Annotated in this window: 17 protein-coding genes; 13 read left to right on the forward strand and 4 right to left on the reverse strand. The window is 71.4% G+C overall.

What is annotated here, in order from left to right; translation table 11 throughout:
- Nucleotides 1–89: 89 nt before the first annotated feature.
- Nucleotides 90–1820: a S1C family serine protease gene (locus JIX55_RS25625; RefSeq protein ID WP_257565623.1), complete on the reverse strand. Its 1731-nt coding sequence runs from the start codon at nucleotides 1818–1820 to the stop codon at nucleotides 90–92.
- A gap of 254 nt (nucleotides 1821–2074) precedes the next feature.
- On the opposite strand from JIX55_RS25625, the gene JIX55_RS25630 reads away from it, so the two are divergent.
- The 3 genes from JIX55_RS25630 to JIX55_RS25640 all read left to right on the forward strand — a co-directional run bounded on the left by JIX55_RS25630 (nucleotide 2075) and on the right by JIX55_RS25640 (nucleotide 5016).
- Nucleotides 2075–2884: a glycerophosphodiester phosphodiesterase gene (locus JIX55_RS25630; protein ID WP_257565624.1), complete on the forward strand. Its 810-nt coding sequence runs from the start codon at nucleotides 2075–2077 to the stop codon at nucleotides 2882–2884.
- Between the two features lie 375 nt (nucleotides 2885–3259).
- Entirely contained in the window at nucleotides 3260–3802 is a 543-nt protein-coding gene (locus JIX55_RS25635; protein WP_257565625.1) for an ATP-binding protein, read from the forward strand.
- Between the two features lie 224 nt (nucleotides 3803–4026).
- On the forward strand, nucleotides 4027–5016 hold the full coding sequence (locus tag JIX55_RS25640) for an SEC-C domain-containing protein (protein ID WP_257565626.1): 990 nt from the start codon (nucleotides 4027–4029) through the stop codon (nucleotides 5014–5016).
- A 254-nt stretch (nucleotides 5017–5270) separates the two neighbouring features.
- Here the strand turns inward: JIX55_RS25640 and JIX55_RS25645 are convergent, their stop codons facing one another.
- Nucleotides 5271–5930 (reverse strand): hypothetical protein, encoded by a 660-nt coding sequence (locus JIX55_RS25645; protein WP_257565627.1) that lies wholly within the window; start codon nucleotides 5928–5930, stop codon nucleotides 5271–5273.
- 177 nt (nucleotides 5931–6107) lie between these two features.
- Nucleotides 6108–6773 carry a bifunctional DNA primase/polymerase gene (locus JIX55_RS25650; protein ID WP_257565628.1) on the reverse strand — a complete coding sequence of 222 codons (666 nt, stop codon included), beginning with the start codon at nucleotides 6771–6773 and terminating at the stop codon, nucleotides 6108–6110.
- A 512-nt stretch (nucleotides 6774–7285) separates the two neighbouring features.
- Between JIX55_RS25650 and JIX55_RS25655 the strand changes: the two genes are divergently transcribed.
- The 6 genes from JIX55_RS25655 (at nucleotide 7286) to fxsT (ending at nucleotide 19143) form a co-directional block, all read left to right on the forward strand.
- Complete coding sequence (locus JIX55_RS25655; protein ID WP_257565629.1) at nucleotides 7286–8809, forward strand: PP2C family protein-serine/threonine phosphatase; 1524 nt, start codon at nucleotides 7286–7288, stop codon at nucleotides 8807–8809.
- Between the two features lie 192 nt (nucleotides 8810–9001).
- The gene (locus tag JIX55_RS25660) at nucleotides 9002–10486 is read left to right on the forward strand and encodes an aminopeptidase P family protein (protein WP_443046521.1); all 1485 of its coding nucleotides are present in this window, start codon (nucleotides 9002–9004) and stop codon (nucleotides 10484–10486) included.
- Between the two features lie 647 nt (nucleotides 10487–11133).
- Nucleotides 11134–11331 carry an FxSxx-COOH cyclophane-containing RiPP peptide gene (gene fxsA, locus JIX55_RS25670; RefSeq protein WP_257565631.1) on the forward strand — a complete coding sequence of 66 codons (198 nt, stop codon included), beginning with the start codon at nucleotides 11134–11136 and terminating at the stop codon, nucleotides 11329–11331.
- 27 nt (nucleotides 11332–11358) lie between these two features.
- On the forward strand, nucleotides 11359–13752 hold the full coding sequence (locus JIX55_RS25675) for an FxsB family cyclophane-forming radical SAM/SPASM peptide maturase (protein ID WP_257565632.1): 2394 nt from the start codon (nucleotides 11359–11361) through the stop codon (nucleotides 13750–13752).
- Nucleotides 13753–13827: 75 nt separating this feature from the next.
- On the forward strand, nucleotides 13828–15078 hold the full coding sequence (locus JIX55_RS25680) for a TIR-like protein FxsC (RefSeq protein WP_257565633.1): 1251 nt from the start codon (nucleotides 13828–13830) through the stop codon (nucleotides 15076–15078).
- A gap of 69 nt (nucleotides 15079–15147) precedes the next feature.
- Nucleotides 15148–19143: an FxSxx-COOH system tetratricopeptide repeat protein gene (gene fxsT / locus JIX55_RS25685; protein WP_257565634.1), complete on the forward strand. Its 3996-nt coding sequence runs from the start codon at nucleotides 15148–15150 to the stop codon at nucleotides 19141–19143.
- 104 nt (nucleotides 19144–19247) lie between these two features.
- Here the strand turns inward: fxsT and JIX55_RS25690 are convergent, their stop codons facing one another.
- Nucleotides 19248–19694 carry an ATP-binding protein gene (locus tag JIX55_RS25690; protein ID WP_257565635.1) on the reverse strand — a complete coding sequence of 149 codons (447 nt, stop codon included), beginning with the start codon at nucleotides 19692–19694 and terminating at the stop codon, nucleotides 19248–19250.
- A 481-nt stretch (nucleotides 19695–20175) separates the two neighbouring features.
- On the opposite strand from JIX55_RS25690, the gene JIX55_RS25695 reads away from it, so the two are divergent.
- The 4 genes from JIX55_RS25695 (at nucleotide 20176) to JIX55_RS25710 (ending at nucleotide 23243) form a co-directional block, all read left to right on the forward strand.
- Nucleotides 20176–20994: a hypothetical protein gene (locus JIX55_RS25695; RefSeq protein ID WP_257565636.1), complete on the forward strand. Its 819-nt coding sequence runs from the start codon at nucleotides 20176–20178 to the stop codon at nucleotides 20992–20994.
- 141 nt (nucleotides 20995–21135) lie between these two features.
- A complete protein-coding gene (locus tag JIX55_RS25700; RefSeq protein ID WP_257565637.1) occupies nucleotides 21136–21888 on the forward strand; it encodes a YcnI family copper-binding membrane protein in 753 nt (250 codons plus the stop codon).
- A gap of 177 nt (nucleotides 21889–22065) precedes the next feature.
- Nucleotides 22066–22740, forward strand: a complete 675-nt coding sequence (locus tag JIX55_RS25705) for an SCO family protein (protein ID WP_257565638.1) — start codon at nucleotides 22066–22068, stop codon at nucleotides 22738–22740.
- Nucleotides 22737–23243: a copper chaperone PCu(A)C gene (locus JIX55_RS25710; protein ID WP_257565639.1), complete on the forward strand. Its 507-nt coding sequence runs from the start codon at nucleotides 22737–22739 to the stop codon at nucleotides 23241–23243. Before JIX55_RS25705 ends, JIX55_RS25710 begins: the two co-directional genes overlap by 4 nt.
- Nucleotides 23244–23250 lie beyond the last annotated feature (7 nt).

The following is a 23250-nucleotide window of genomic DNA, read 5'->3' on the forward strand; positions in this document are numbered from 1 at the left end:
CACCCCCGCCCGCAACCTGAACCCCGGGGATGCGATTTAGTTCACGATCGCGATCTCATCCGTTTGGTTCACCACCGCGATCCCCTCCGTCAGCTGTCGCCCTCACGCTCGCCGAGGGTGACCTCTGCCGTGCGGGTCTTGCCGTCGCGCGTGTAGGTGAGGGTGACCTTGTCGCCGGGGAGGTGGGTCCAGATCTCGCCGATGAGGGTGGGGCCGCTGTCGATGACGTGGTCGTCGAGCTTGGTGATGACGTCACCGGGCTTGAGGCCGGCCTTGTCGGCGGGGCCGCCCGCGGTGATGGAGTCCGCGCCGTCCTCGGTGATCTTCGCTCCGCCGGTGCCTTCCTCCATGGAGACCGAGGCGCCGATCACCGGGTACACCGGCTTGCCCGTCCTGATCAGCTGCTGGGCCACGTTCTTGGCCTGGTTGATCGGGATGGCGAAGCCGAGGCCGATGGAGCCCGCCTGGCCGGAGCCGAAGCTGCCGTTGCTGGCGGACTGGATGGCCGAGTTGATGCCGATCACGTTGCCCTGGGCGTCGAGCAGGGGGCCGCCGGAGTTGCCCGGGTTGATCGACGCGTCGGTCTGCAGGGCGCTCATGTAGGAGGCCCTGCTGCCGGAGGAGCCGTCGCTGGAGGCCACCGGGCGGTTCTTGGCGCTGATGATGCCCGTCGTGACCGTGTTCGACAGGCCGAAGGGGGCGCCGATCGCGATCGTGGAGTCGCCCACCGCCACCTTGTCGGAGTCGCCGAGCGTCAGCGGCCGCAGGTTCGACGGCGCGTTCTTCAACTTGATGACCGCCACGTCGTAGCCCTGCGCGTGACCGACGACCTCGGCGTCGTACTTCTTGCCGTTCGGGAAGGTGACCGACACCTTGCCGCCGTCGACGGCTTCCGCCACCACGTGGTTGTTGGTGACGATGTGGCCTTCCTTGTCGAACACGAAGCCGGTGCCCGTGCCGCCCTCGCCGTCGTTGTTCGACGCCTCGATGGTGACCGTGCTCGGCAGCGCCGCGGAGGCCACGGCGGCGACCGTACCGGCCGCACGCTTGACGTCACCGCCGTTCTGCGAGGCCGAGACGGTCGTGGAGCCGGTGGAGTTGTCATTGCGGTCGGCCAGTGTGTAGCCGATGCCGCCGCCGACCCCGCCCGCGACCAGCGCGGCCACGAGGACCGCGGCGATCAGACCGCCGCGCTTGTTGCCCGCCGGCTTGGGGGCCGGCTGCTGCGTCTGCTGCCACGAGGAGCCCCAGCCGCCGCCCGAGCCGCCGTGACCACCGGGGCCACCGGCGCCTCCGGGCGCACCCGCGTTTCCGTACGCGCCGCTGCCGTGAGCGTACGCACCGCCGTTGTCCGCGTACGACGGGACGGCGGGCGGTGGCGGGGGCGGCCAGGCGGCGTCGGACGCGGAGGACCCACCGGGCCCGCCGGTTCCGCCCACGCCACCGGTCCCGTCGGGTGCCTGTCCGTAGCCCCCGCCTGCCGCCTGGGCCGCGCCCTGGCCCGCGGCCGCCGCGTAGCCGGGCGCCCCTGCGGACACCAGCTCGGGATGCGGCTGCTGTGCCGTCGGCTGCTCCGCGGGCACCTGCGGCTGTACCGCGGTCGCGTCCGGCTCCGGGGCCGTCGGCGGGACCGGCGGGAGCTGGGTCGTCGGCGCGTTGTCGGCGGTGGTTCCGGCCGGGGCCGCCTGGGCGGTGGTCTCCGCCGGTGCCGCGCTCGGCTCGTGCGCCGGCGCCGGCGCGGAGGCAGCGGGAGTTTCCACCGGCACGGGAGGTGCGGACGGGGCCGGGGGTACCGCGGTGCCCTCGTTCTCGGTGCTCACAGCTTTTCTCCTCGATCCACGGCTTCACCTTGTCGGCGGTCGACTGTTCTTGGTCGCACATGCGGCTGTGCGTGGTTGTTGTATGCGGTCAGCTTTTCCCACGAGCCGTCAGGGCACCATAAGCGGTGCCTGTGGGTCCGGGACCATCCTTTATATAGGACCTATCGGATTAATGACGTGTATCGTGCGCACGAACCAGGTCGTCCACCATGACCGCCCCCACGCGTACCCCGCCACGGTGGCACCATGACGCGGTGACCCACGCACGACAGCTCCCGATTCAGGTCGTCGCCCACCGGGGGGCCTCCGAGGCGGCCCCCGAGCACACCCTGGCCGCGTACAAGAAGGCGATCGAGGACGGGGCGGACGCCCTCGAATGCGATGTCCGGCTGACGGCGGACGGCCACCTCGTCTGTGTCCACGACCGACGCGTCAACCGTACGTCGAACGGCCGCGGCGCGGTCTCCGCCCTGGAACTCGCCGACCTGGCCGCCCTGGACTTCGGCTCCTGGAAGAACGGCGACGAGGCCCCCGACTGGGAGGTCACCCCCGAGGACCGGGCGGAGACCTCCGTCCTCACCCTTGAACGTCTGCTCGAACTCGTCGCCGACGCGGGACGCCGGGTGGAACTGGCCATCGAGACCAAGCACCCCACGCGCTGGGCCGGTCAGGTGGAGGAGCGGCTGCTGGTCCTGCTGAAGCGGTTCGGCCTGGACGCGCCGGAGCCGGCCGCCGAGTCGCCGGTACGGATCATGAGCTTCTCGGCGCGTTCGCTGCACCGCGTCCGGGCCGCGTCCCCGACGCTCCCGACGGTCTATCTGATGCAGTTCCTCTCACCCCGGCTGCGCGACGGGCGACTGCCCGCCGGTGTCGGCATCGCCGGCCCCTCGATCCGGATCGTGCGCAACCACCCGGCGTTCATCGAGCGCCTGAAGAAGGCCGGCCACCAGGTGCACGTGTGGACCGTGAACGAGCCGCAGGACGTCGACCTCTGTGTCGAGTTGGGCGTCGACGCCATCATCACCAACCGTCCGCGCGCGGTCCTCCACCAACTCGGCCGCTGACCGCACCCCTCCGGGGGCACCAAGCGAACGGGCTCCAACAACTCCGAACACACCTGTTTCGACAACTCCGCACACACCCTGCGGGTGGGCTTCGAACACGCCTCTGTTCACACCTGCGAGCACTCCACGGAGGCCTGTCACCGCCCTTCGCGGCCCTTGACGGAGGTAAGAATTCCGCCAAGACGGCCGGACCACACCTGAGGACAAGTCGGCACATCGGGGGCGAAATTCAGCCAACCGACTACGGGGAGTACACCGGCGCGTTCGATGAGTATTCGATCGCCATGAGTGCGCCAGAGCACGTGTGCCGGCCGGTTTCCAGTCCAGTCCAATGGGGCATTCACACCGTGGCGTGGGGCGAAGGAGGTCTCGGGGGTGGCGTTGGTGGTGGCACAGGAGGTGCCCACGTCGTCGAGCATGGCCGTACCCCATGGCCCTGCGGGCGTGGGGGAAGCAAGGCACCGGATGCGCGATCAGTTGCGCGACGGCGGTGTGGCGGAATCGGTCATCGACGATGCCCTACTGATCCTTTCCGAACTACTCAGCAATGCCTGCAAACACGGCAGGCCACTCGACGGCGCCCTGGCCGGTGACGGCGATGTGCGTTGCGCCTGGCGCGTGGACCCCTCGGGGCGGCTCACCGTCGAGGTGACGGACGGCGGTGGTCCGACCCGCCCGGTTCCGTCCACGCCCTCGGTCACCGCACACGGCGGCCGCGGGCTGAACATCGTGACGGCACTGGCCGACGACTGGGGCGTGCGCGACGACGCCTGCGGTGAGGTCACCGTGTGGGTCGTCGTCCAGCACGACGTCCGGCACGCCCACCGCCGGGACGACTTCGCCACCCGCGTCGCCGCCCCGGCTGTCTCCGCCCTCCCCGACCTGGACTTCGCGGACGCGTTCGACGACATGGACTGACCGGCCGGGACCCGCACGGCCGAGGACAGCCGGTCGGAACCGACACCACCGGGGGCCATCCCGGGGGCCGCCACGACCACGGCGGCTGCCAGGCGTGCACAACCTGGCCTGAACCACCGGTTCCGGGACGACTCGGTGCGTTGTCCACAGGGTCCCGTCGGGCGCCGTACGAGCGGCTAGGCTCGCGCCAGTACGAGACGAGCCGTGATCGGGAGACACCCACGATGGCCAAGAAGCGACCCCACACGAAGGCCAAGCGCCCGCAGGGCACCGGCGGAGTCGGCGCCGCAGGCGCTGATGGGCAGGTTCCGGTTGTCGGCGCGCGCGAGCAATGCCCCTGCGGCAGCGGCCGCCGTTACAAGGCCTGTCACGGCCGGGCCGCCGCCCAGGCGGTGACCGAGCTGGTGCAGCGTCCCTTCGGGGACCTGCCGGGCGAGTGCGACTGGGTCGCGCTCCGCGAGCTGGTGCCCGCCGCCACCGTCGAGCTGAAGCTGAAGGACGCGCTCCCCGAGGGCGTCCCCTCGGTCACGCTCGCCACCGTCCTGCCGATGGCCTGGCCCGCGCTGCGCCGCGACGACGGCACGGTGCTGCTCGGCCTGCAGAACGACACGGCGTCGGGCGACATCAGCCGCGACCTCGCCGACACCCTCCAGCGCGCCCTGGTCGCCGAGCCGGGCACTCCGGTTCAGGGCCGGCGCGCCCCGGCCGACGGTCCGCGGCTGCAGGACCTGCTCGACCCCGAGGGTGAGTTCGAGCCAGTTGTGCACTCGGGCTTCGAGTTCTGGATCCCGGACACGGAGAACGCGACCCCGGAGGTGACCGCCTCCCTGGAGCGCGCCAACTCCGCGGCCATCCCGACCGTGAAGCTCGCGGGCGTCGACTCGGCGTACTGGTGCGAGACCCCCGAGAAGAACCACCTGCGGTGGGTCATGCCGCACGCCGAGGAGCGGCTTCTGGACGCTCTCGCGCGACTGCACGCGGCGGGACGCTCCGGCCTCGGCGAGGGCACCCGGCTGGTGGGCTCCTTCCGTGCTCACGGCCTCACCGTGCCGGTCTGGGACCTGCCCAGCGGTGTCGGTGCGGACGACATCGAGAAGCCGGCGGCCGAGTTCGCCGAGCGGCTCGCCGCCGCCCTGGCCGACGAGTCCCCGCTCACCGCGGACGAGCGCCGGGCACGCGGCGGACTCACCAACCGGCAGGTCACGCTCAGCTGACATACGTGCCCGGGCAGACTGGAGCGCCGGCTGATCGAGTGCGTTCACAGTGTGGTGACTCCTGTCACAACTCCCCTACGTGACAGGCGAATTCGTGTCCGAATAGCCGAGATCGAATTTGCGAACCGCCGATCTCTTGTTACGGTTTCATTAGCCCGGTTGCTGGTGCATCCCCCGTCGCCAGCAACCGGGTCTTTTCATGCCCGGGCTCCGGAGCGCTCCGCTGTACGGAGCCCCCCTCGGCGTCAACGCCCTTACGAACGGCCTGAGTTGCTCCCTGAGCGCAGCAACAGCGGCCCACTGCCGTCGGGTGCCGCGAACTCCGCCACGGCCGTGTACGCCCCCATACCGCCCCGCGTACGCTCCCTCGGCGTCTCACACGCCCCCGGCTCGTCGTGCGCGCCCACGGCGCAGTACATGCGTACGGTGCGCCCGCCGGGCGCCATCATGCTGAGGACCGAACTCAGCTCCCGCCCGGTCGCGTTGCGGTAGTACGTGCGGGCCCATGTGTCCTCACCCTGGGTGAGGACACATGTCTGCGCCTCAATGCCGTCGGGGGAGGTGAGTTCGGGGCCGCAGCGGGCGACGGTGGCGAGTCCGAGGCCGAGCAGCATGCCCGACGCAGGCGCGGCGTCGTCCGCCGCGTCCGTGCCGTCCGCCGCCTTCTCGTCCGCCCCGCCCGCCCTGTCCGCCTTCGGGTCGGCACGCCCGGAAGACTCCTCGGCGTCCTCACCGGCCCCGTCCGCATGCCTGGCGGTGCCCCTCGCGAGCCCGGCGGCTTCACCGGCGCGCCCAGCGGCACGGTCGAGTTCGGAGGTGAGGGCGCGTTCGGACGTACGTACGTCGCCGAGCGGGCCGGCGGACGCGGCGAGCGGCAGGCCCAGCGCGACCGCCACCGCGGCGGTCAGTCCCACGAGGCCGAGCCGGCGCGGATCGGGCCGCCCGCCCGCCGACTTGGGTGCTCGGTGACTCCGGGACGGGGGAGCGCTGTGGCGGCCGCGCGACGGGGCCCCGTGGCCCCCGGGAAGACGCTGCATGTGCGGAAGATAACGACCGGCCGGGGCACCCGGTCCCCCGCGCGCCGGGCGGACTCAGAACTCGGGCGCGCTTACACCCGTACGAGTGAGGGCGTCGACGACCGCGTCCACGACCGCCTCGACGTCGGGGACCCAGGGTGCGGCCGAACCGGGCAGCGGTGCGCGCTCCCAGCGGATCGAGCCGTGGCCGGTCTCGGAGGGGGGCAGGGCCAGATAGCCGCCCTCGCCGTGGAAGCGGAGGGACCCGGGCACGAAGTCCTTGGCGTAGAGCAGCTCGCCCAGCTGCTCCATGGAGTACGGCGCGACGAGGATCGCCCAGCGGTGCGGGGCCGCGACCACGGGGCCGAGGCGCATCCCGGTGCTGTCGAGCGCGACGAGGGCACGGGAGGCGGCCAGGGCCGGCAGGCTCACCGCGCAGGGGGCGCTGCCTCCGGTGGCCAGCACGATCGGTGCCGTCGGCCGGTTGGTCCACCACCAGCGCACCATGCGCTCATTGGTGGTGGCGGCCAGCAGGCCGGGGTCGAAGGGGTGAGCGCCGGGCACCACACACTCCGGGTCCGGGCAGCCGCAGCGGGCACGCCCCTGCGGGTCCGGCGCCACCCCCGGGAGTACGGGCCACTGCCATTCCGTCGCGAACGTCAGGGCCTGCTCAAGAAGCTCGGGCCTCCCGCCGTTGCGCTTGGACAGGAGCCTGCGTCGCTTTCCGGGGATCTCGCGCATGAGCGCTCGTCCTTTCCGTTGCACGCATGGCAACACCGTGGGTCACTCACAACATGTGTCGTTCACTTCACTGTGCGTACCTGCTGGCGCATCACACCCCTGTCGCGGACAAGGGGGAACTCCTGTGGGCCGAGCTCGGTTACGTCCGCGTCCATCGCTTGCGTCGACTTGCGTCTGTCAAAAGCATGGGCATGGCGTAGGGGTGGCGGCGCCTGGCGTTTTGCTGTCCCGCATGTGCTCGCCGCCTCCGCCACGGGAGGATGGGGCTCGGTCGTCGGTGGATAGGACGCCCGGTTCCGTCGCCAGGTTCCGGGTGGCCTCGCCACCCCTGGTCTTCACCGAGTACGTACCCATCACGACCGCTGTGACGCTCTGTTGAACAAGGCCAGTCGACCTCAATACACCGTTCACCACAACACTTTCCGGCCAACTTTTCCTTTTCCGAAGGACTGGACAAGAAGGGGACTGGAGTCCAACGGCGCCTCACGGACACCAGATATCCCAGCAGGACAATGCTGGACATCCCCTCACGAGTGCGTGTACATGTGGAGACACTGCTAGCGGCGCAGAATGACATGGGGGTTTGCGATGCTTTTGAGCAATACGCACCGGTCGGAAAGCCGGACACCATGAACGCCCCTCACCCTCCGAAAGTGGCTGGAATCGATTCAACGGTTCCCTCCCCCGCACACACTGTCGCGCCCGCGCCCGCAGCCCCGGGTACCCCACCGGCCACTCCCGACACAGGACCGGACACCGCTCCCGGGGCCGTTCTGCAGGACAGACTCGCGGGCTGGGTCTCGGACCTCACGACGCTGCACGAACTCACCGAACGTCTGACCCGCACGAACTCACTCGACAGCGCCCTGAAGGAAACCCTGCACGCCGGAGCCGCCCTCGTCGGCGCCCGCCGCGGTCTCGTCGTCCTGGAACCGGGCGACGGACTCGGCCCGGACACCACCATCGGCCTCGGCCTCGGCCGCGCCGATCTCGGGCACATCGAGACCGTGCCGCGCAGCTCCCTGCCGTACGGCCGCATCCTCGACGGACTGCCGGGCGGCGACGGCGAGATCGCCCAGCCCGACCTGTTCGCCGAGGACGGGCTCGACCCCCGCCACCGCGAGGTGGCGGCTCGGCTCGGATACGCGGCGAGCTACGCGCTCCCCCTGTCCTCCGAGGCGGCCGGCCGGCTCGGCGCCGCCGTCTGGCTCTACGACGAGCCCGCGGAGCCGGTCGAGCGGCAGCGGCACCTCGTCGGGCTCTACACGCGGTACGCCGCCGAGCATCTGGCGCGGCTCGTCGAGGTCGAGCGCACGCGCGCGTGCATGGCGACGATCGCCGAGGAACTGCTCCCCTCCCGGCTGCCCCGGGTCGCCGGCGTCCAGCTCGCCGCCCGGCACCGCACCGGACCGCGCGGCGGCGGCGACTGGTACGACGCGCTGCCGCTGCCCGACGCCGCGCTCGGCCTCGCGGTCGGCTCGGTGAGCGGGTCCGGGTCCAGCGCGATCGCCGCGATGGGCCGGCTGCGCGCCTCGCTGCGCGCGTACGCAGTGATGGAGGGCGAGGACCCCGTCGCGGTCCTCTCCGACCTGGAACTGCTGCTGCGCCTCACCGAACCCGCCCGCTCCGCCACCGCGCTCTTCGCCTACGTCGAGCCCGCGCTGCGCAAGATCACGCTGGCCGGAGCCGGGCACAGCCCGCCGCTGGTGATCGGCGAACGGCGCACCGAGTACGTGGAGACGTCCCTGTCGGCGCCGCTCGGCATGCTCGCCTGCTGGGAGGCGCCCAGCGTCGAGCTGACCGCTCAGCAGGGAGAAACCGTCCTGCTGTACACCGACGGCCTCCTCCAGCGCACCGGTGAACCCGCCGACCGCGCCTTCGCCCGCCTCCACGCGGCCGCGGCCGGCGTCCCCCGGGCCCTGCGTACCGACCCCGGCGCGACCGCCGACCACGTGCTGCGGACCGTTCTGCCGGACGGGCTCGACGCTGCGGGCGGCGCGGAGGACGTGGTGCTGCTGGCGGCGCGGTTCGAGTAGGGACACCGGCCGGGCGGGTGCCGTGTGTGGTGCGCCGGACCTCCGTGGTCGCTTCGCGCGCGGGGGTGGCCGAGTCTTCGCGGCTGCTTCGCGTAAGGGCTCGGTGACCCGTCGTAAGAGGTGCTTCGGCCCTCCCGGGCCCCCTTCGGTGCGACCGTACGATGGACGAGGTCCAGTGCCGTACCTAGGAGGATGACCGTGGCGGACGAGCTCGAGCCGGCGATCCCGGAGACCGAGGCGACCGAAGCCGAGGAGCCGATCAAGCAGCGGAAGAACGGCCTGTACCCGGGCGTCTCCGACGAGCTGGCCGAGAACATGAAGTCGGGCTGGGCCGACACCGAGCTGCACGGGCTGGAGCCGATCGCGCAGGTCGCCGAGACCGCCGCCCGTCGCGCCGCGCTCTCCGCACGCTTCCCGGGCGAGCGCCTGGTCGTCCCCTCGGGCAACCTGAAGACCCGCTCGAACGACACCGAGTACCCCTTCCGGGCGTCGGTCGAGTACGCGTACCTCACCGGCAACCAGACGGAGGACGGCGTACTGGTCCTGGAGCCGGTGGGTGACGGGCACGAGGCGACGATCTACCTCCTGCCGCGTTCCGACCGCGAGAACGGCGAGTTCTGGCTGTCCGGCCAGGGTGAGCTGTGGGTGGGGCGCCGGCATTCGCTCACCGAGTCGGCGCAGCTGTACGGCATCCCCGCCGCCGACGTGCGCGAACTCGCCGACACGCTGCGCAAGGCCACCGGCCCGGTCCGGGTCGTACGCGGCCACGACGCCGGTATCGAGGCGGCGCTCACCGACAAGGTCACCGCCGAGCGCGACGAGGAGCTGCGAATCTTCCTGTCCGAGGCGCGGCTGGTCAAGGACGCGTTCGAGATCGGCGAACTGCAGAAGGCGGTCGACTCGACCGTGCGCGGTTTCGAGGACGTCGTCCGTGTACTGGACAAGGCCGAGGCCACGTCGGAGCGCTATATCGAGGGAACGTTCTTCTTGCGCGCCCGGGTCGAGGGCAACGATGTCGGCTACGGCTCCATCTGCGCCGCCGGCCCGCACGCCACCACGCTGCACTGGGTCCGCAACGACGGCCCGGTCCGCTCCGGCGACCTCCTCCTGCTGGACGCGGGCGTCGAGACGCACACGTACTACACCGCCGACGTCACACGCACCCTGCCGGTCAACGGCACGTTCAGCGAGATCCAGAAGAAGATCTACGACGCCGTGTACGACGCCCAGGAGGCCGGTATCGCCGCCGTGCAGCCGGGCGGCAAGTACCGCGACTTCCACGAGGCCGCCCAGCACGTGCTGGCCGAACGGCTGGTCGAGTGGGGGCTCGTCGAAGGGCCGGTGGAGCGGGTCCTGGAGCTGGGGCTGCAGCGCCGGTGGACGCTGCACGGCACCGGGCACATGCTCGGCATGGACGTCCACGACTGCGCTGCCGCGCGCGCCGAGTCGTACGTCGACGGCACCCTGGAGCCCGGCATGGTCCTCACCGTCGAACCCGGCCTCTACTTCCAGGCGGACGACCTGACCGTGCCCGAGGAGTACCGGGGCATCGGCGTCCGCATCGAGGACGACATCCTGGTGACGGAAGACGGCAACCGGAATCTGTCCGCCGGGTTGCCTCGCCGCTCGGACGAGGTCGAGGCGTGGATGGCTTCGTCGAGAGGTGCGCGGGGGTAAGGCGGGGCCTGTTCGTCTGCGGGTGAGTGGGGGCCGGTCGCGCCCACGCGGCGGTAGCCGCAGATCCAGCACAGCCCCGCGCCCCTTGACGGCATGGGTCGCGCCCGGTGTCAGGGGGGCGGGGGGTTCCCGGCGGCCCGTCGGTGACGCTCGACATCAGCGTCATGCGCGCGCCGCTGGTGCTCGTGGCCTCCGCCGTGGTCGTCGTCGTGGTCGTCGTCTCGGTCGTGGTCGTCGTCTCGTCAGCGAAGGCGGGCCTGTAGCCGGCGACCGCGAGCCTGTCGGCCGCGACCGTCCCTCCGGTCACCGCGAGGGCGCGGCGCCGGAGTGCTGAGAACGCTGAAGCCGCCCGGCATGTCACCTCTGACGCCCAACCGCCGTGCTCCTGGCGGACGGTGAGACGGTTCTCACGTTTGCCGACCCGAATGCGGACGAGGCTTGTGTTGCCGTCCGAAGCACTCCTCGGCGTCGGCTATGTTCTGGTCGCGATCAGTGGACGACCGAACATTCGGCACCGTTCGTCCCGTCGGCCGCTAACTTCTTCTGCGGTCGGTGCACGAGTGAGCAATTCCTGTCGGCATCTGCTTCATTGAGCCGCAAGACTCCGCAACCCCGTCAGTTTCCACGCACAGATTGATGAGGTCCCCATGAACGCATCCCTCGACCCCACGGCCGCAGAGTCAGGGACTACGGCCGCCGACGGTCCCGAGCGGGTGTCCTTGGTGCGGTTGGCGGCGCAGAGCAGCGGCGCGTTGTCGCCCGCTCTGGCCCGCGCCGTATCGAACGGCGTCGAACGAAGGAGCCCGGGAAGGGTCGCGGTGGCGGCCTTCCAGTCCTCCGTCTGACAGCCGCCGAAACGCGACGACACCCGCATGTCCGTCATGGGCCGACCGCACCTGCCGCTACGCCAGTTCGTGCTGAAGATGCACAGTCGCTGCGATCTCGCCTGCGACCACTGCTACGTGTACGAACACGCGGACCAGAGCTGGCGCGGTCGGCCCCTGGTGGTGTCGAACGAGGTCCTGCGCACCACGGCGGAACGCATCGCCGAGCACGCGAAGACCCATGGGCTGGACGCCGTCCATGTCGTGCTGCACGGCGGCGAACCCCTCCTCGCCGGCCGGACCCGACTGCGCGGGGCCGCCACCGCACTGACCGCCGCCCTCGACGGCGTGTGCGAGCTGGATCTGCGGATCCACACGAACGCCGTCACGCTCGACGAGCGGTTCCTGGACCTGTTCGCGGAGTTCGGGATCAAGGTCGGCGTCTCGCTGGACGGCGACCGGGCCGCGAACGACCTGCACCGCCGCTACGCCGACGGACGCAGCAGCCACGACCGGGTCCTCAAGGGCATCGCCCTGCTCGGCCGGCCCCGCTACCGGCACCTCTTCGCGGGCATCCTCTGCACCATCGACCTGCGCAACGACCCCGTCGCCGTCCATGACGCGCTCGCCGAACTCGCCCCGCCGCGCGTCGACTTCCTCCTCCCGCACGCCACCTGGGACGAGCCGCCGCAGCGCCCGGCCGACGACGGCGACGGCACGGCGTACGCGCGTTGGCTGCTGGCCGTCCACGACCGCTGGACCGCGACCGGCCGCACCATGGACGTCCGCGTCTTCGACTCCGTCCTGCGGACCCTGCGCGGCGACAGCAGCCTGACCGAGTCACTGGGGCTGGCCCCGGCCGACCTCGCCGTGATCGAGACCGACGGGACCTTCGAACAGGCCGACTCCCTGAAGACCGCGCACGACGGCGCCCCCGCCACCGGCCTGGACGTGTTCGCCCACTCCCTGGACGAGGTGGCCGCGCACCCGGGCATCGTGGCCCGGCAGCAGGGGCTCGACGGGCTGGCCGAACAGTGCCGTGCTTGTCCGGTCGTGCGCTCCTGCGGCGGCGGCCTCTACGCCCACCGGTACCGGTCCGACGGCAGCGGATTCCTCAACCCGTCCGTGTACTGCTCCGATCTGCTGTCCCTCATCACCGAACTCCGGGACCGTCATATGACCGACCAGTCCGTCCGGCCGGCGCTCGCAGAGCACCACCTCACCGAACTCGCCACCGGTCGCGGCACGGCCGCCACCGTGGACCTGCTGGCCCGCCACCAGCTCGCCCTGGTCCGCGAGTTGCTGGGACATGTGTGGCACGAGACGGCGCACACCCCGCAGGGCGAGGACGCCTGGCGGACCCTGACCGTCCTCGACAGCGAGGCACCCGAGTCGGTGGACCGGGTCCTGGCCCACCCCTATGTACGGACCTGGGCCCTCCGCTCCCTCGGCGGCGACGCGGAGGCGGCCGCGACGGCCGTTCGTGGGGTCGCGGAGATCGCCGCGGCCGCCGCGGCGCGCGCCGGTCGCCCGGAAACGGTCGTCGTCCCGGTCCGCGACGGCCTGCTGCGCCTGCCCACCCTCGGGACGCTGACGATGGACGCGGGAACCGAAGAAGCCGTGGTCCGCACGGACGCCGACGGCTGCACGGTCCACGCGGGCGGCCGGACGTACACGATGCCCCGGACGGGCGCCAAGGTCCCCGCCTGGCAGGGGAGTCGGCGGTTCGACCTGGACGGCTGGTCCGTCACCCTGGAGGACACCGACCCCTGGCGGGACTGCCACGGCCACCCGGCGCACCCCCGGCTCACCGAGAGCGAGGCCGAGGCATGGCGGGCCGACCTGACGGCGGCCTGGGCCTGGATACGCCGCGAACTGCCCGAGTACGCCCCGGGAATCGCCGCCGGGCTCCGTGTGATCACCCCGCTGCTGCCCTCGCCCGAGAACGCCGACATCAGCTCGGCGGCCCGCGACGCCTTCGGCGCGGTGGCCATCGCCCGGCCGGCCGCACCGGAGACGCTGGCGCTGCTGCTCGTCCATGAGTTCCAGCACGTGAAGCTGGGGGCGGTACTGGATCTGGTGGACCTTCACGACCCCGCCTGCGAGACGCTGTTCTACGCGCCCTGGCGGGCCGACCCCCGCCCTCTGGAGGGGCTGTTGCAGGGGACGTACGCACATCTGGCGGTGGTGGACTTCTGGCGGGCGCGGTGGCGGGGCGGGGGCGGCCGTGATGCGGAGGTGCGGTTCTCGCGGTGGCGGGACCAGACGGCTCAGGCCGTGGAGACACTGGCGAAGTCGGAGGCGCTGACGGGGGACGGGGAGCGGTTCGTCGCCGGGCTCCGGGAGGCGCTGGCCGGGGACGCGGTGAGCGCGGACGCCCTGCGGGCGGCCCGGCGGGCGGCGGAGGAGCACCGGCGGACCGTTCGGCCGCCGCGACATTGAGCCCGTTCGTCATATTCCACGTGCCGCCGCGCTCTTCCTACACTGAGGAAAGTCACCGGGCATCAGGGGGCATGGGTGCGAGGAGATGCGGCCAGGGGCGGCGGAAGCCCTTATTTCTTCCTCAGTTATGCGCACACGCCGCGAAACGACGCCGGTGACCTCGATCCGGACATCTGGGTGAAAAAGCTGTACGACGGGCTGTGCGCGCACATCATGCAGATGACCGATCTGCCGCGGGGCGCGAAGGCAGGCTTTCTGGACCAGGGCATGGCGGTCGGCACCCGCTGGACGGACGAGCTGTCGGAGAACCTCGCGCGCTGCAAGGTGTTCGTGCCGCTGTACTCGCCGCGCTACTTCCGCAGCGAGCAGTGCGGCCGGGAGTGGTGGGCCTTCACCCAGCGGCAGATTCACCACCGGGCGCGCGGCGGTGAGGCCCGGGGGCACGCGATCATCCCCGCGTTATGGGTGCCCGTGGAACTCGCCCAACTGCCGTACGCGGCAAGGGATCTCCAGTTCAACCACGTGTCCTTCGGCCAGGACTACGCGGAGGAGGGGTTCTACGGGCTGACCAAACTCCGCTACCTCCGCGACGAGTACGAGCGGGCCCTGTACCGGCTGGCCAAGCAGATCGTGCACGTGGCCAAGGCGACCGAGCTGGACGAGGGGCAGGTGTACGACGAGTACGAGTCGCTGCCCAGCGCGTTCGGCGCCCTGGGACATCCCCCGGAGTTCGACATCTCGGTCCTCGCCTGCACCCGCGCCGACCTGCCGCCGGGCCGCGCGCCCGACTGCTACGGCCCACTGCCGCGCGACTGGAACCCGTACCACCCGGCCTCGGCCCGGCCGCTCGGCGAACACGCGGCCGACCTGGTGCGCACCATGGACTACAAGGTGAACATCGGGGACTTCGAGAAGGACGCCGACCGCCTGCTCGGCCCCGGCCCGCCCCGGGCGCCCGGACTGCTCCTGCTCGACCGGTGGGCGCTCGGCTCCGCCCGGGGCCGGGAGCTGATGGAACGGCTGTGCGAGGAACAGCGGCCGTGGATCAGCGTGATGATCCCCCGGTGCGACGACGATGCCGGGTCGGCCCGGGACAAGAGGCTGACGGTACTCACGGAGAAGGCCCTGGCCACCCGTACGACGGAGGGCAGCGGGCACCGGACCCTCAACGGTGGCATCCGCACCCTGGACGCCTTCGGGAACGAACTGCAGACGGCCGTGAAGCAGGCCGTCGCCTCCTACGAGGCACACGCGCGGACCTTTCCGCCGATGGGACCCCGCACCGGACCTCCGCGGCTGAGGGGCCCGGCGGATCTGGGCGGCTAGGGCCCGGTGCCACCGGGGCGTACGGGCGTACGGCAAGGGCAGGTCGGACGGGCGGAGGACGGCAGGCGCATGACGGAGAACCGCAACGGCACGGTGATCACGTTCTACTCGTACAAGGGCGGCACCGGGCGGACCATGACGCTCGCGAACGTGGCGTGGATCCTGGCCGCGAACGGACACCGCGTCCTGGTCGTCGACTGGGATCTGGAGGCGCCGGGCCTGCACAAGTTCTTCCACCCGTTCCTGAACCCCGCCATGCTCCGGGCGACACCCGGACTGATCAACATCATCGACGACTACCGGCGGCAGGCCTTGCACGACCTGCCCGACCGCGCCCCCGACTGGCACCGCCGGCACGCCCGCGTCCGGCCCCACGCGCTCACCCTCGACTGGGCGTTCCCCGAGGGCGGCAGCCTGGACTTCCTGTCCGCCGGGCGCAGGCAGGACGACTACCCGCTGGTCGGCAACCTGGACTGGGAGCTCTTCTACGCCAGTTACGGCGGCGGCCAGTTCTTCGACGCGATGCGCTCCGACATGCGGCGCCACTACGACTACACCCTGATCGACAGCCGCACCGGCCTCAGCGACCTCGCGGACATCTGCACCGTGCAGATGCCCAACACCCTGGTCGTCTGCTACACGCTCAGCAGCCAGAGCATCGAGGGCGCCGCCGCCGTCGCCCAGGACATCCGGGAGCGGTTCGGTCACAAGGGCATCCGCGTCCTGCCGCTCGCCATGCGCATCGACCTCGGCGAGAAGGACAAGCTCGACGCGGGGCGCGCCCTGGCCCGGGAGCGCTTCGCCGGGCTGCCGGCCGGTCTGGCGGGCGAGCGGCTCACCGACTACTGGTCGTCGATGGAGGTCCTCTACCAGCCGTACTACGCCTACGAGGAGATCCTGGCGGCCTTCGGCGACCCGCCGACGACGGCCAACTCGATGCTGAGCGCCTGCGAACGGGTCACCTCCGTCGTCACCGAGGGCCGGGTCACCCGGCTGCCCCTGATCGGCGAGGAGAAGCGGGCCCGGTACAAGGCCGCCTACACCCGGCGGCGGCCGCTGCCGGTCTCCCGGCTGGTGCTGTACTACGTCTCCGAGGACCGGATGTGGGTGGACTGGCTGGAGTCGGTGCTGCGGGACGCCGGGTTCGAGGTGACGCCCATGGACGTCCGGGCGCTGCCGCAGGACGCCGACGCGCTGGCGCGGGACGACGACCGGGACGGGACCGGCGGCGAGGACACGTCCGACGGCTCGGAGCGGCTGCTCGCCGTGGTCTCCCACGCCTTCCTCAACTCCCGGCGGGCCCGCCGGGCCTGGGACGACGCCGTACGCGTCGGTGGGCGGGGACCGCGGAACCGGCCGGTGGCGGTGCGCGTCGACGACGTCCGGCTGGGCCTCCCGCAGTCCGGCCGGGGCGCGATCGACCTGAGCCGACTGGACGAGGAGCGGGCGTACACCACGCTGCTGACCGGCCTCGACCACCCGGACGTGCTGCCCGCGGCGCCCGGCGCCGCCGCGCGCTTCCCCAACACCGGGACGCGGATCTCCAACGTCCAGCCCCGCTACCCGTGGTTCACCGGCCGCTCCCCGATCCTGGACCGGCTGCGGGAGCGCCTGGTCAGCGGCCGCTCCGGACAGCGGCTGCCGCAGGTGCTGCACGGCCTGGGCGGGGTCGGCAAGTCCCAGCTGGCCCGCGAGTACGCCCACCGGTTCAAGGCGGACTACGACCTGGTGTGGTGGATCGACGCCGAACAGCCGGACCTGGTCCCGCCGAAGGTGGCCGCCCTCGCCCGGGAACTGGGCCTGCCCGTCGGCGACGACGTCTCCGAGGCGGCCGAGGCGGCCATGGCGGCGCTCCGGCAGGGGAATCCGTGCGCGCGCTGGCTGCTGATCTTCGACAACGTCCCCGACCTGGACCGGGCGTCGCACCTCTTCCCGGATCACATCGGGGCCCTGCGGGACCACGTCTACGGCCACATCCTGGTCACCACCCGCGCCCGGCCCGGCTCGACCCTGGTCCAGTCGCTGGAGATGGAGGTCTTCACCCGCGAGGAGAGCGTGGAGCATCTGTGCCGCCGGGTCCCCGGGCTGCGCGAGGCCGACGCGGACCGGGTCGCCGACGCGCTGGGCGACCTGCCGCTCGCCGTGGAGGTCGCGGCGGCCTGGCTGGAGGCGACGGCCACCCCGGTGCAGGAGTACATCGAGCAGCTGCGGGAGCAGTCCACCCGGGTGCTGTCCGTGCAGGAGGCCGTGGACGCCGTCGAGTACCCGTCCTCCGTCGGCGTCACCTGGAACATCTCCATCACCCGGCTGCGCGAGGAGTCCCCGGCGGCGGCCCGGCTGCTCGAACTGTGCGCCTTCTTCTCGGCCGAGCCCATCTCGATGTCCCTGATCAGCAGCGACGCGATGATCGACGCCCTGCTCCCGTACGACCGGGACCTGCGCGCCCGCTACATGCTCGGCCGCGTCACCCAGGCCCTGAACCGCTTCGCCCTCGCCAAGGTCGACTCGGCCGACAACTCGATCCAGGTGCACCGCCTGGTGCAGGCGGCGGTGCGGGACAGCCTGGACGACGAGCGGTACATGCAGACCATGCACGAGGTGCACCGCATTCTCGCCGCCGCCCGGCCGCGCGAGGGCGCCGTGGACGATCCCGCACAGTGGCTCGGGTTCGAGGTGATCTGGCCGCATTTGACGCCCTCGAAGATCCGCGAGTGCGCGGAGGAGGAGCCACGCCAGCTGATGGTCGACCGCGTCCGCTACCTGGGCAGGCGTGGCGAACTGCACGCCGCGCGGACCCTGGCCACCCAACTCGACGAAAAATGGACCGAGTTCGCGGAAGTGGACGACGAGCAGATTCTCAACCTCCGCTTCCAGTTGGCCAACGTGCTGCGCGCCCAGGGTGAGTACCAGGCCGCGAGGGCCATGGACGAAAGCACCCTGGACGGCCGCCGACGGCTCTTCGGTGAGGGGCACCCGAGCATCCTCATCGCCTCAGGCAGCCTCGCCGCCGACTACAGGGCGCTGGGCCGCTACAAGGAGGCCCTGGAACTGGACCTGCGGATCCATCTGGGCTTCAAGGAGATCTTCGGCGAGGACCACGGGCGCACGCTGTCCGCCGCCAACAACCTGGCCATCGACTTCCGGCTCGGCGGCGACAGCGAGACCGCCCGCCGCCTCACCGAGGACACGGTCCGCCGCCGTACCGCCCTGCTGGGCCCGACGCATCCCTACACCCTCGCCACCAAGGGTCACCACGCGCGGGACCTGCGCGACCTGGGGGACTACCGGACCTCCGCGGAGCTGCTGCGCGAGGTGCGCGAAGGATTCGAGCAGGTGTTCAACCCAGGGGTGCCGGAGGTGCTGCAGGCCGACAAGAGCCTCGCGGTCTCGCTGCGCAAGGCGGGCCGCATCGCCGAAGCGCTGCTGATCACGGAGGAGACCTGGAAGACGTACGCCCGCTACCACGACCGCTACGGCAGCACCATCCCCGAGGTCCTGGCCTGCGGGCTCAACCTCGCCGCGGACTACTTCGTCACCGATCCCGAGGACGGTCCCGCGCGGGCGGTCCGGCAGGTCGAGGAGGTGCTGGACGGGTACCGGGACTCGTTCGGCGCCGAGCATCCGTTCACCATGTACTGCTTCAACAACCTCGCCATGTACCACCGGGTCCTGGGGAACGCGGAGAAGGCGCAGGAACTGAGCCGCCACGCCCACGACAGCCTGGCGGCGACCCTCGGCGACGACCATCCGGCCGTCCTGTCCGCCGCCCTCAACCTGGCCAACGCCTATGGCGACCTGGGCCTGCACGAGCGCGCCGAACACTGGGAACGCCAGGCCGTGGAAGGGCTCCGCGAGCGTTTCGGCCCCGACCACCCCGATGTCCTGGTCGGCACGGGCAATCTGGCGATCACCCTGCGGGACACCGGCCGCACGGAGGAGGCCGACCGGCTCCAGAAGAAGATGGTGACCCGGCTCTCCCAGCTACTGGGCACCACCCACCAGGTCACCGCGCTGGTCCGTTCCTGGCAGCGGGTGGGCCGGGACTTGGAGCCGCATCAGATCTGAGGGAGGGGGCGCGGCGGGGGCGGGCGCGCCGGGCGTGCGATCGGTCTCGCGCGGACGCGGGCGCGAGCGGTCCCGTGCGGACGCGGGCGCGCCGGAGCGGGCGGCTACACCGCCACCAGCGGCGCGTCGTCGCGCCACTTGAGGATCTTGTCGAAGCTGACCACCGCGCCGCCGCGGCCCGGCTTGTTGCCGATGTGGACGTGGTCGGCGAGTTCGCGGATCAGGCCGAGGCCCCGGCCGTTCTCGTCGTCGGTGTGGGCCGGGCGGACCGGGTGGCGGTGGGGGAACCCGGGGCCGGAGTCGGCGACCTCGATACGGCATTTCTCGCCGTCGAGGTAGGCGGTGACCCGGTACGCCTCGGAGGTGCCGCCCGCCGCGACCGCGCCGCCGTGCTCGACGGCGTTGGCACAGGCCTCGCTGAGGGCGATGGAGAGGTCGTAGGACACGTCCGGGTCGACGCCCGCCGTCTCCATCGTGCCGATCAGCAGCCGCCGGGCGAGCGGCACGCTCGCAGCCTCACGCCGCAAATGGAGTGACCACCAGATGCTCATGCTCCAGCCTCCCGGCCGCGGCTCGACATACCGTTACGTATTGCCGCCAAGGGCGCCGCGCAATCGCCTGGAACCCGTCTCTCCGCCCATACGGCGGATGCGTCCACCTCACAATCGGTGTATGCGGACCGAACCCTTCCGAATCACCCATCACTTTGGCACCTCCGGCCCACATGAATCGGGGCGCGGGGAACGGCACGATTGGGGGCGCGGGGGACGACGCATTTTATGGGGGCGCAGGGGACGGCGCGTTCGTTGAGGGCGCGGGGAACGGCGCGTTCTTTGGCGGCGCAGGGGACGGCGCGTTCGTTGAGGGCGCGGGGAACGGCGCGACAAGCCACCCACAACCCGCAGCCGCCACGCGCACCGCACCCCCCACCGCGCCCAACCCTCACCTGAACACCGGCCCCGTTCCCCCCGTACCCCCCGTCGTGAACCCGCCGAACCCAGCGGAGCGCCCCGGTGCGATGATGAGCCCGCCATGACTGCCCCCCACCCACACCGGCCATGCGCCCCGCGCCGACCGCGCGCCGGAGGTGATCTCCGGGTTCTGCGGGCCGCGGTGTTCGCCGCGGTCTGCGTCGTGCTGGCCGGGGGCGGGCACGCGCTCGCCTCGTGCACGACGATCCCGCTGTGGAGCCTGGGCGTCGGGTTCGTCGGCGTCTTCACCGTCGCTGCCGCGCTGGCCGGACGGGAACGCTCGCTGCCCGGGATCGCGGCGATGCTGGCGGTGGGCCAGACCGTGCTGCACATCCTGTTCGGGCTGGGCCAGCACGGGACGGCGGCCGCATCGCGGACCGCCGAGACCATGGACGCGCTGCTCGTCGAGCGCGCCGCCCGGCTCCTGTGCGGCACGACCGCGGCGGCCCTGAGTCCCGCTCAGGCCCGGCGGATCCTCATGGACGCCGGGGTCGGCGGCACGCACGCCGCGCACGACCCGGCGGACGCCATGACGACCGCGGCGGGCTCCTCCGCCGCCGTTCTGCCGTCGCTGCCCATGCTGCTCGGCCATGTCCTCGCGGCCGTCGCCGCCGGGTGGGTGCTCCGCCACGGCGACCTGGCGCTGCTGCGCCTCGTCCGGCTGTCGGCCCAGGAGCCGCTCGTACGGTCCCTGCGCGGGGCACTCGCGCTGGCGCGGGCCCTGTGGGCCGGGCTCCCGAGTGCGCCGGAGGCCCTGTCACGCGCCTCGCGCGCCGCGACCTACGCGGCACCGACGGCCCTGCGGACGACCACCCTCCAGCACACGGTGGTCCGGCGCGGCCCGCCGACCGCCGCGCCCACCTTCGCCCTCGCCGCCTGAAACGACGCGCACTCACTCCACACAGCACCTGGGAGGGGACGCCGTCGTACGGCGTCGACACGCGCGCACCCGTTCCGCTCCCGGCTCTCGGCGCGCGCCGTCCCTTTCCTCTTCCTCATTCACTGTGGAGTGTCACCACTCATGAAGGCTTCTCGTATCGCCGCCGTCGGCGCCCTCGCCGGCTCGGCCGTCCTCATCCTGTCCGGCCCCGCGTTCGCGCACGTCAGCGTCGCGGCGGAGGGCACGGCGGCCAAGGGCGGGTACGCGACCGTCAACTTCAAGGTCCCCAACGAGCGCGACGATGCCACGACCACCAAGCTGGAAGTGAACTTCCCGACCGACCACCCGCTCGCCTCGGCCCAGCCGGAAGCCATCCCCGGCTGGAAGATCGACGTCACCGAGGCCAAGCTCGACAAGCCGGTCGAACTGCACGGCGAGCAGATCGACGAGGCCGTCTCCAAGATCACCTGGACCGCCACCGGCGACGGCATCGCGGCGGGCTTCTTCCAGAAGTTCCCGGTCTCCATCGGCCAACTCCCCGAGGACACCGACGAACTGGTCTTCAAGGCCATCCAGACGTACTCCAACAAGGACGTCGTCCGGTGGATCGAGGTGCCGCAGGAAGGCCAGGAGGAGCCCGAGAACCCGGCGGCGGTGCTCGCGCTGTCCGCCGCGACCGAGGACCACCACGGCTCATCCGGCTCGTCGGGCTCCTCCACCGCCTCCGACGAGTCGGCGGACGCCGCGGACGCCGAGGCCGCGTCGAACGAGACCGCCGCATCCGCGGACACCAGCGACACCACCGCCCGCGTGCTCGGCATCGTCGGCATCGTCTTCGGCGTCGCGGGTGTGGCGTACGGCGTTCTGGCCGGCCGACGGCGCACGAACGCCTGAGACTCCGGCCCGAGGCTGACCTCGGGCTACTCACTTCCTCCCCTCGGCGCGCACGCGGGCCCGTACGTACGACTGGCTTCCGTACGACTGGCTTCCCTACGACGTCTGTCGTACGGCTCTCCGCGACGGCGTACACCCCCGTGCGCGCCGGGGCTCGAACATCTGGGACATTTTTCTATGCGCACGAACACGAAGAAGAAGACGTTCGCGGCCGGCGCCCTGCTCGTCGCGGCCGTCCTCACCCTCTCCGGCTGCGGCACGGGCGACGACTCCACGACGTCGGTCGCCGAGGTCTCCGACACCGGTCCGCGGAAGGCGGCCACGGTCCTCGACCAGCCGTTCACCAAGCCGGACCTGGTCCTCACCGACACCAACGGCAAGTCGTACGACCTCCGCAAGGAGACCGAGGGCAAGCCGACGCTGATCTACTTCGGCTACACCAACTGCCCCGACATCTGCCCGCTGACCATGAACAACATCGCGGTCGCGAAGAAGGAGGTGTCGAAGAAGCTGTCGAAGTCGGAGCTGGCGAACCTCCGGCTCGTCTTCGTCACCACCGACCCCGAGCGGGACACCGCGGCGGAACTCGGCAAGTGGCTCAAGGGCATCGACTCCGAGATCGTCGGCCTGACCGGCGACTTCGACGAGATCCAGGCCGGCGCCCGCACCCTCGGCATCTCCATCAGTCCGCCGACCAAGGACAAGAACGGCAAGACCATCTCCGAGCACGGCACCCAGGTCATCGCGTTCTCGCCGAAGACCGACGGGGGCTATGTGCTGTACGGCGAGGACGCGACCGTGCAGGACTACGAGAAGGACCTGCCGAAGCTGCTCAAGGGCGAGAACCCGTGAGGCGTCGGCTCGTCGGACGTGTCCTGGCCGGTCCGGGCCTGGTCGCCGCCGCCGCGCTCGTCCTGACCGGCTGCGGTTCCTCCGGGTCATCCGGTTCATCCGGCTCCGCTGATTCCTCCGGTTCCTCCGCCGCGAAGCTGTCCGTGAAGGACGCCTACATGCCGCAGCCCGTCACGGACTCCATGGCCGCCGGCTTCCTCGTCATCGAGAACGACGGCGGTACGGCGGACGAGCTCACCTCCGTCACCAGCGACATCGCCCAGGACGTCACCGTCCACGAGACGACCGGGCAGTCGATGCAGAAGGTCACGGCTCTGAAGGTCCCCGCCGACGGCGAACTCGTGCTCAAGAGCGGCGGAAACCACCTGATGTTCGAGAACCTGAAGCGCAAGCCGAAGGAAGGCGAGACGGTGTCTCTGCGGTTGAACTTCACCAAGTCCAAGGCCATCACGGTCGAGATGCCTGTGAAGTCGGCGACGTACCAGCCGACCAGCGGGCACTGAGGGAGGT

Origin of the sequence: Streptomyces sp. DSM 40750 (assembly GCF_024612035.1) — a bacterium.
GTDB lineage: Bacteria > Actinomycetota > Actinomycetes > Streptomycetales > Streptomycetaceae > Streptomyces.

Coding starts and splice junctions, on each gene's coding strand:
- JIX55_RS25640 (WP_257565626.1), top strand. CDS start 4,027: ATGGCCAAGAAGCGACCCCACACGAAGGCCAAGCGCCCGCAGGGCACC.
- JIX55_RS25650 (WP_257565628.1), bottom strand. CDS start 6,773: ATGCGCGAGATCCCCGGAAAGCGACGCAGGCTCCTGTCCAAGCGCAAC.
- JIX55_RS25655 (WP_257565629.1), top strand. CDS start 7,286: ATGCTGGACATCCCCTCACGAGTGCGTGTACATGTGGAGACACTGCTA.
- JIX55_RS25660 (WP_443046521.1), top strand. CDS start 9,002: ATGACCGTGGCGGACGAGCTCGAGCCGGCGATCCCGGAGACCGAGGCG.
- fxsA (WP_257565631.1), top strand. CDS start 11,134: ATGAACGCATCCCTCGACCCCACGGCCGCAGAGTCAGGGACTACGGCC.
- JIX55_RS25675 (WP_257565632.1), top strand. CDS start 11,359: ATGTCCGTCATGGGCCGACCGCACCTGCCGCTACGCCAGTTCGTGCTG.
- fxsT (WP_257565634.1), top strand. CDS start 15,148: ATGACGGAGAACCGCAACGGCACGGTGATCACGTTCTACTCGTACAAG.
- JIX55_RS25690 (WP_257565635.1), bottom strand. CDS start 19,694: ATGAGCATCTGGTGGTCACTCCATTTGCGGCGTGAGGCTGCGAGCGTG.
- JIX55_RS25695 (WP_257565636.1), top strand. CDS start 20,176: ATGACTGCCCCCCACCCACACCGGCCATGCGCCCCGCGCCGACCGCGC.
- JIX55_RS25700 (WP_257565637.1), top strand. CDS start 21,136: ATGAAGGCTTCTCGTATCGCCGCCGTCGGCGCCCTCGCCGGCTCGGCC.
- JIX55_RS25705 (WP_257565638.1), top strand. CDS start 22,066: ATGCGCACGAACACGAAGAAGAAGACGTTCGCGGCCGGCGCCCTGCTC.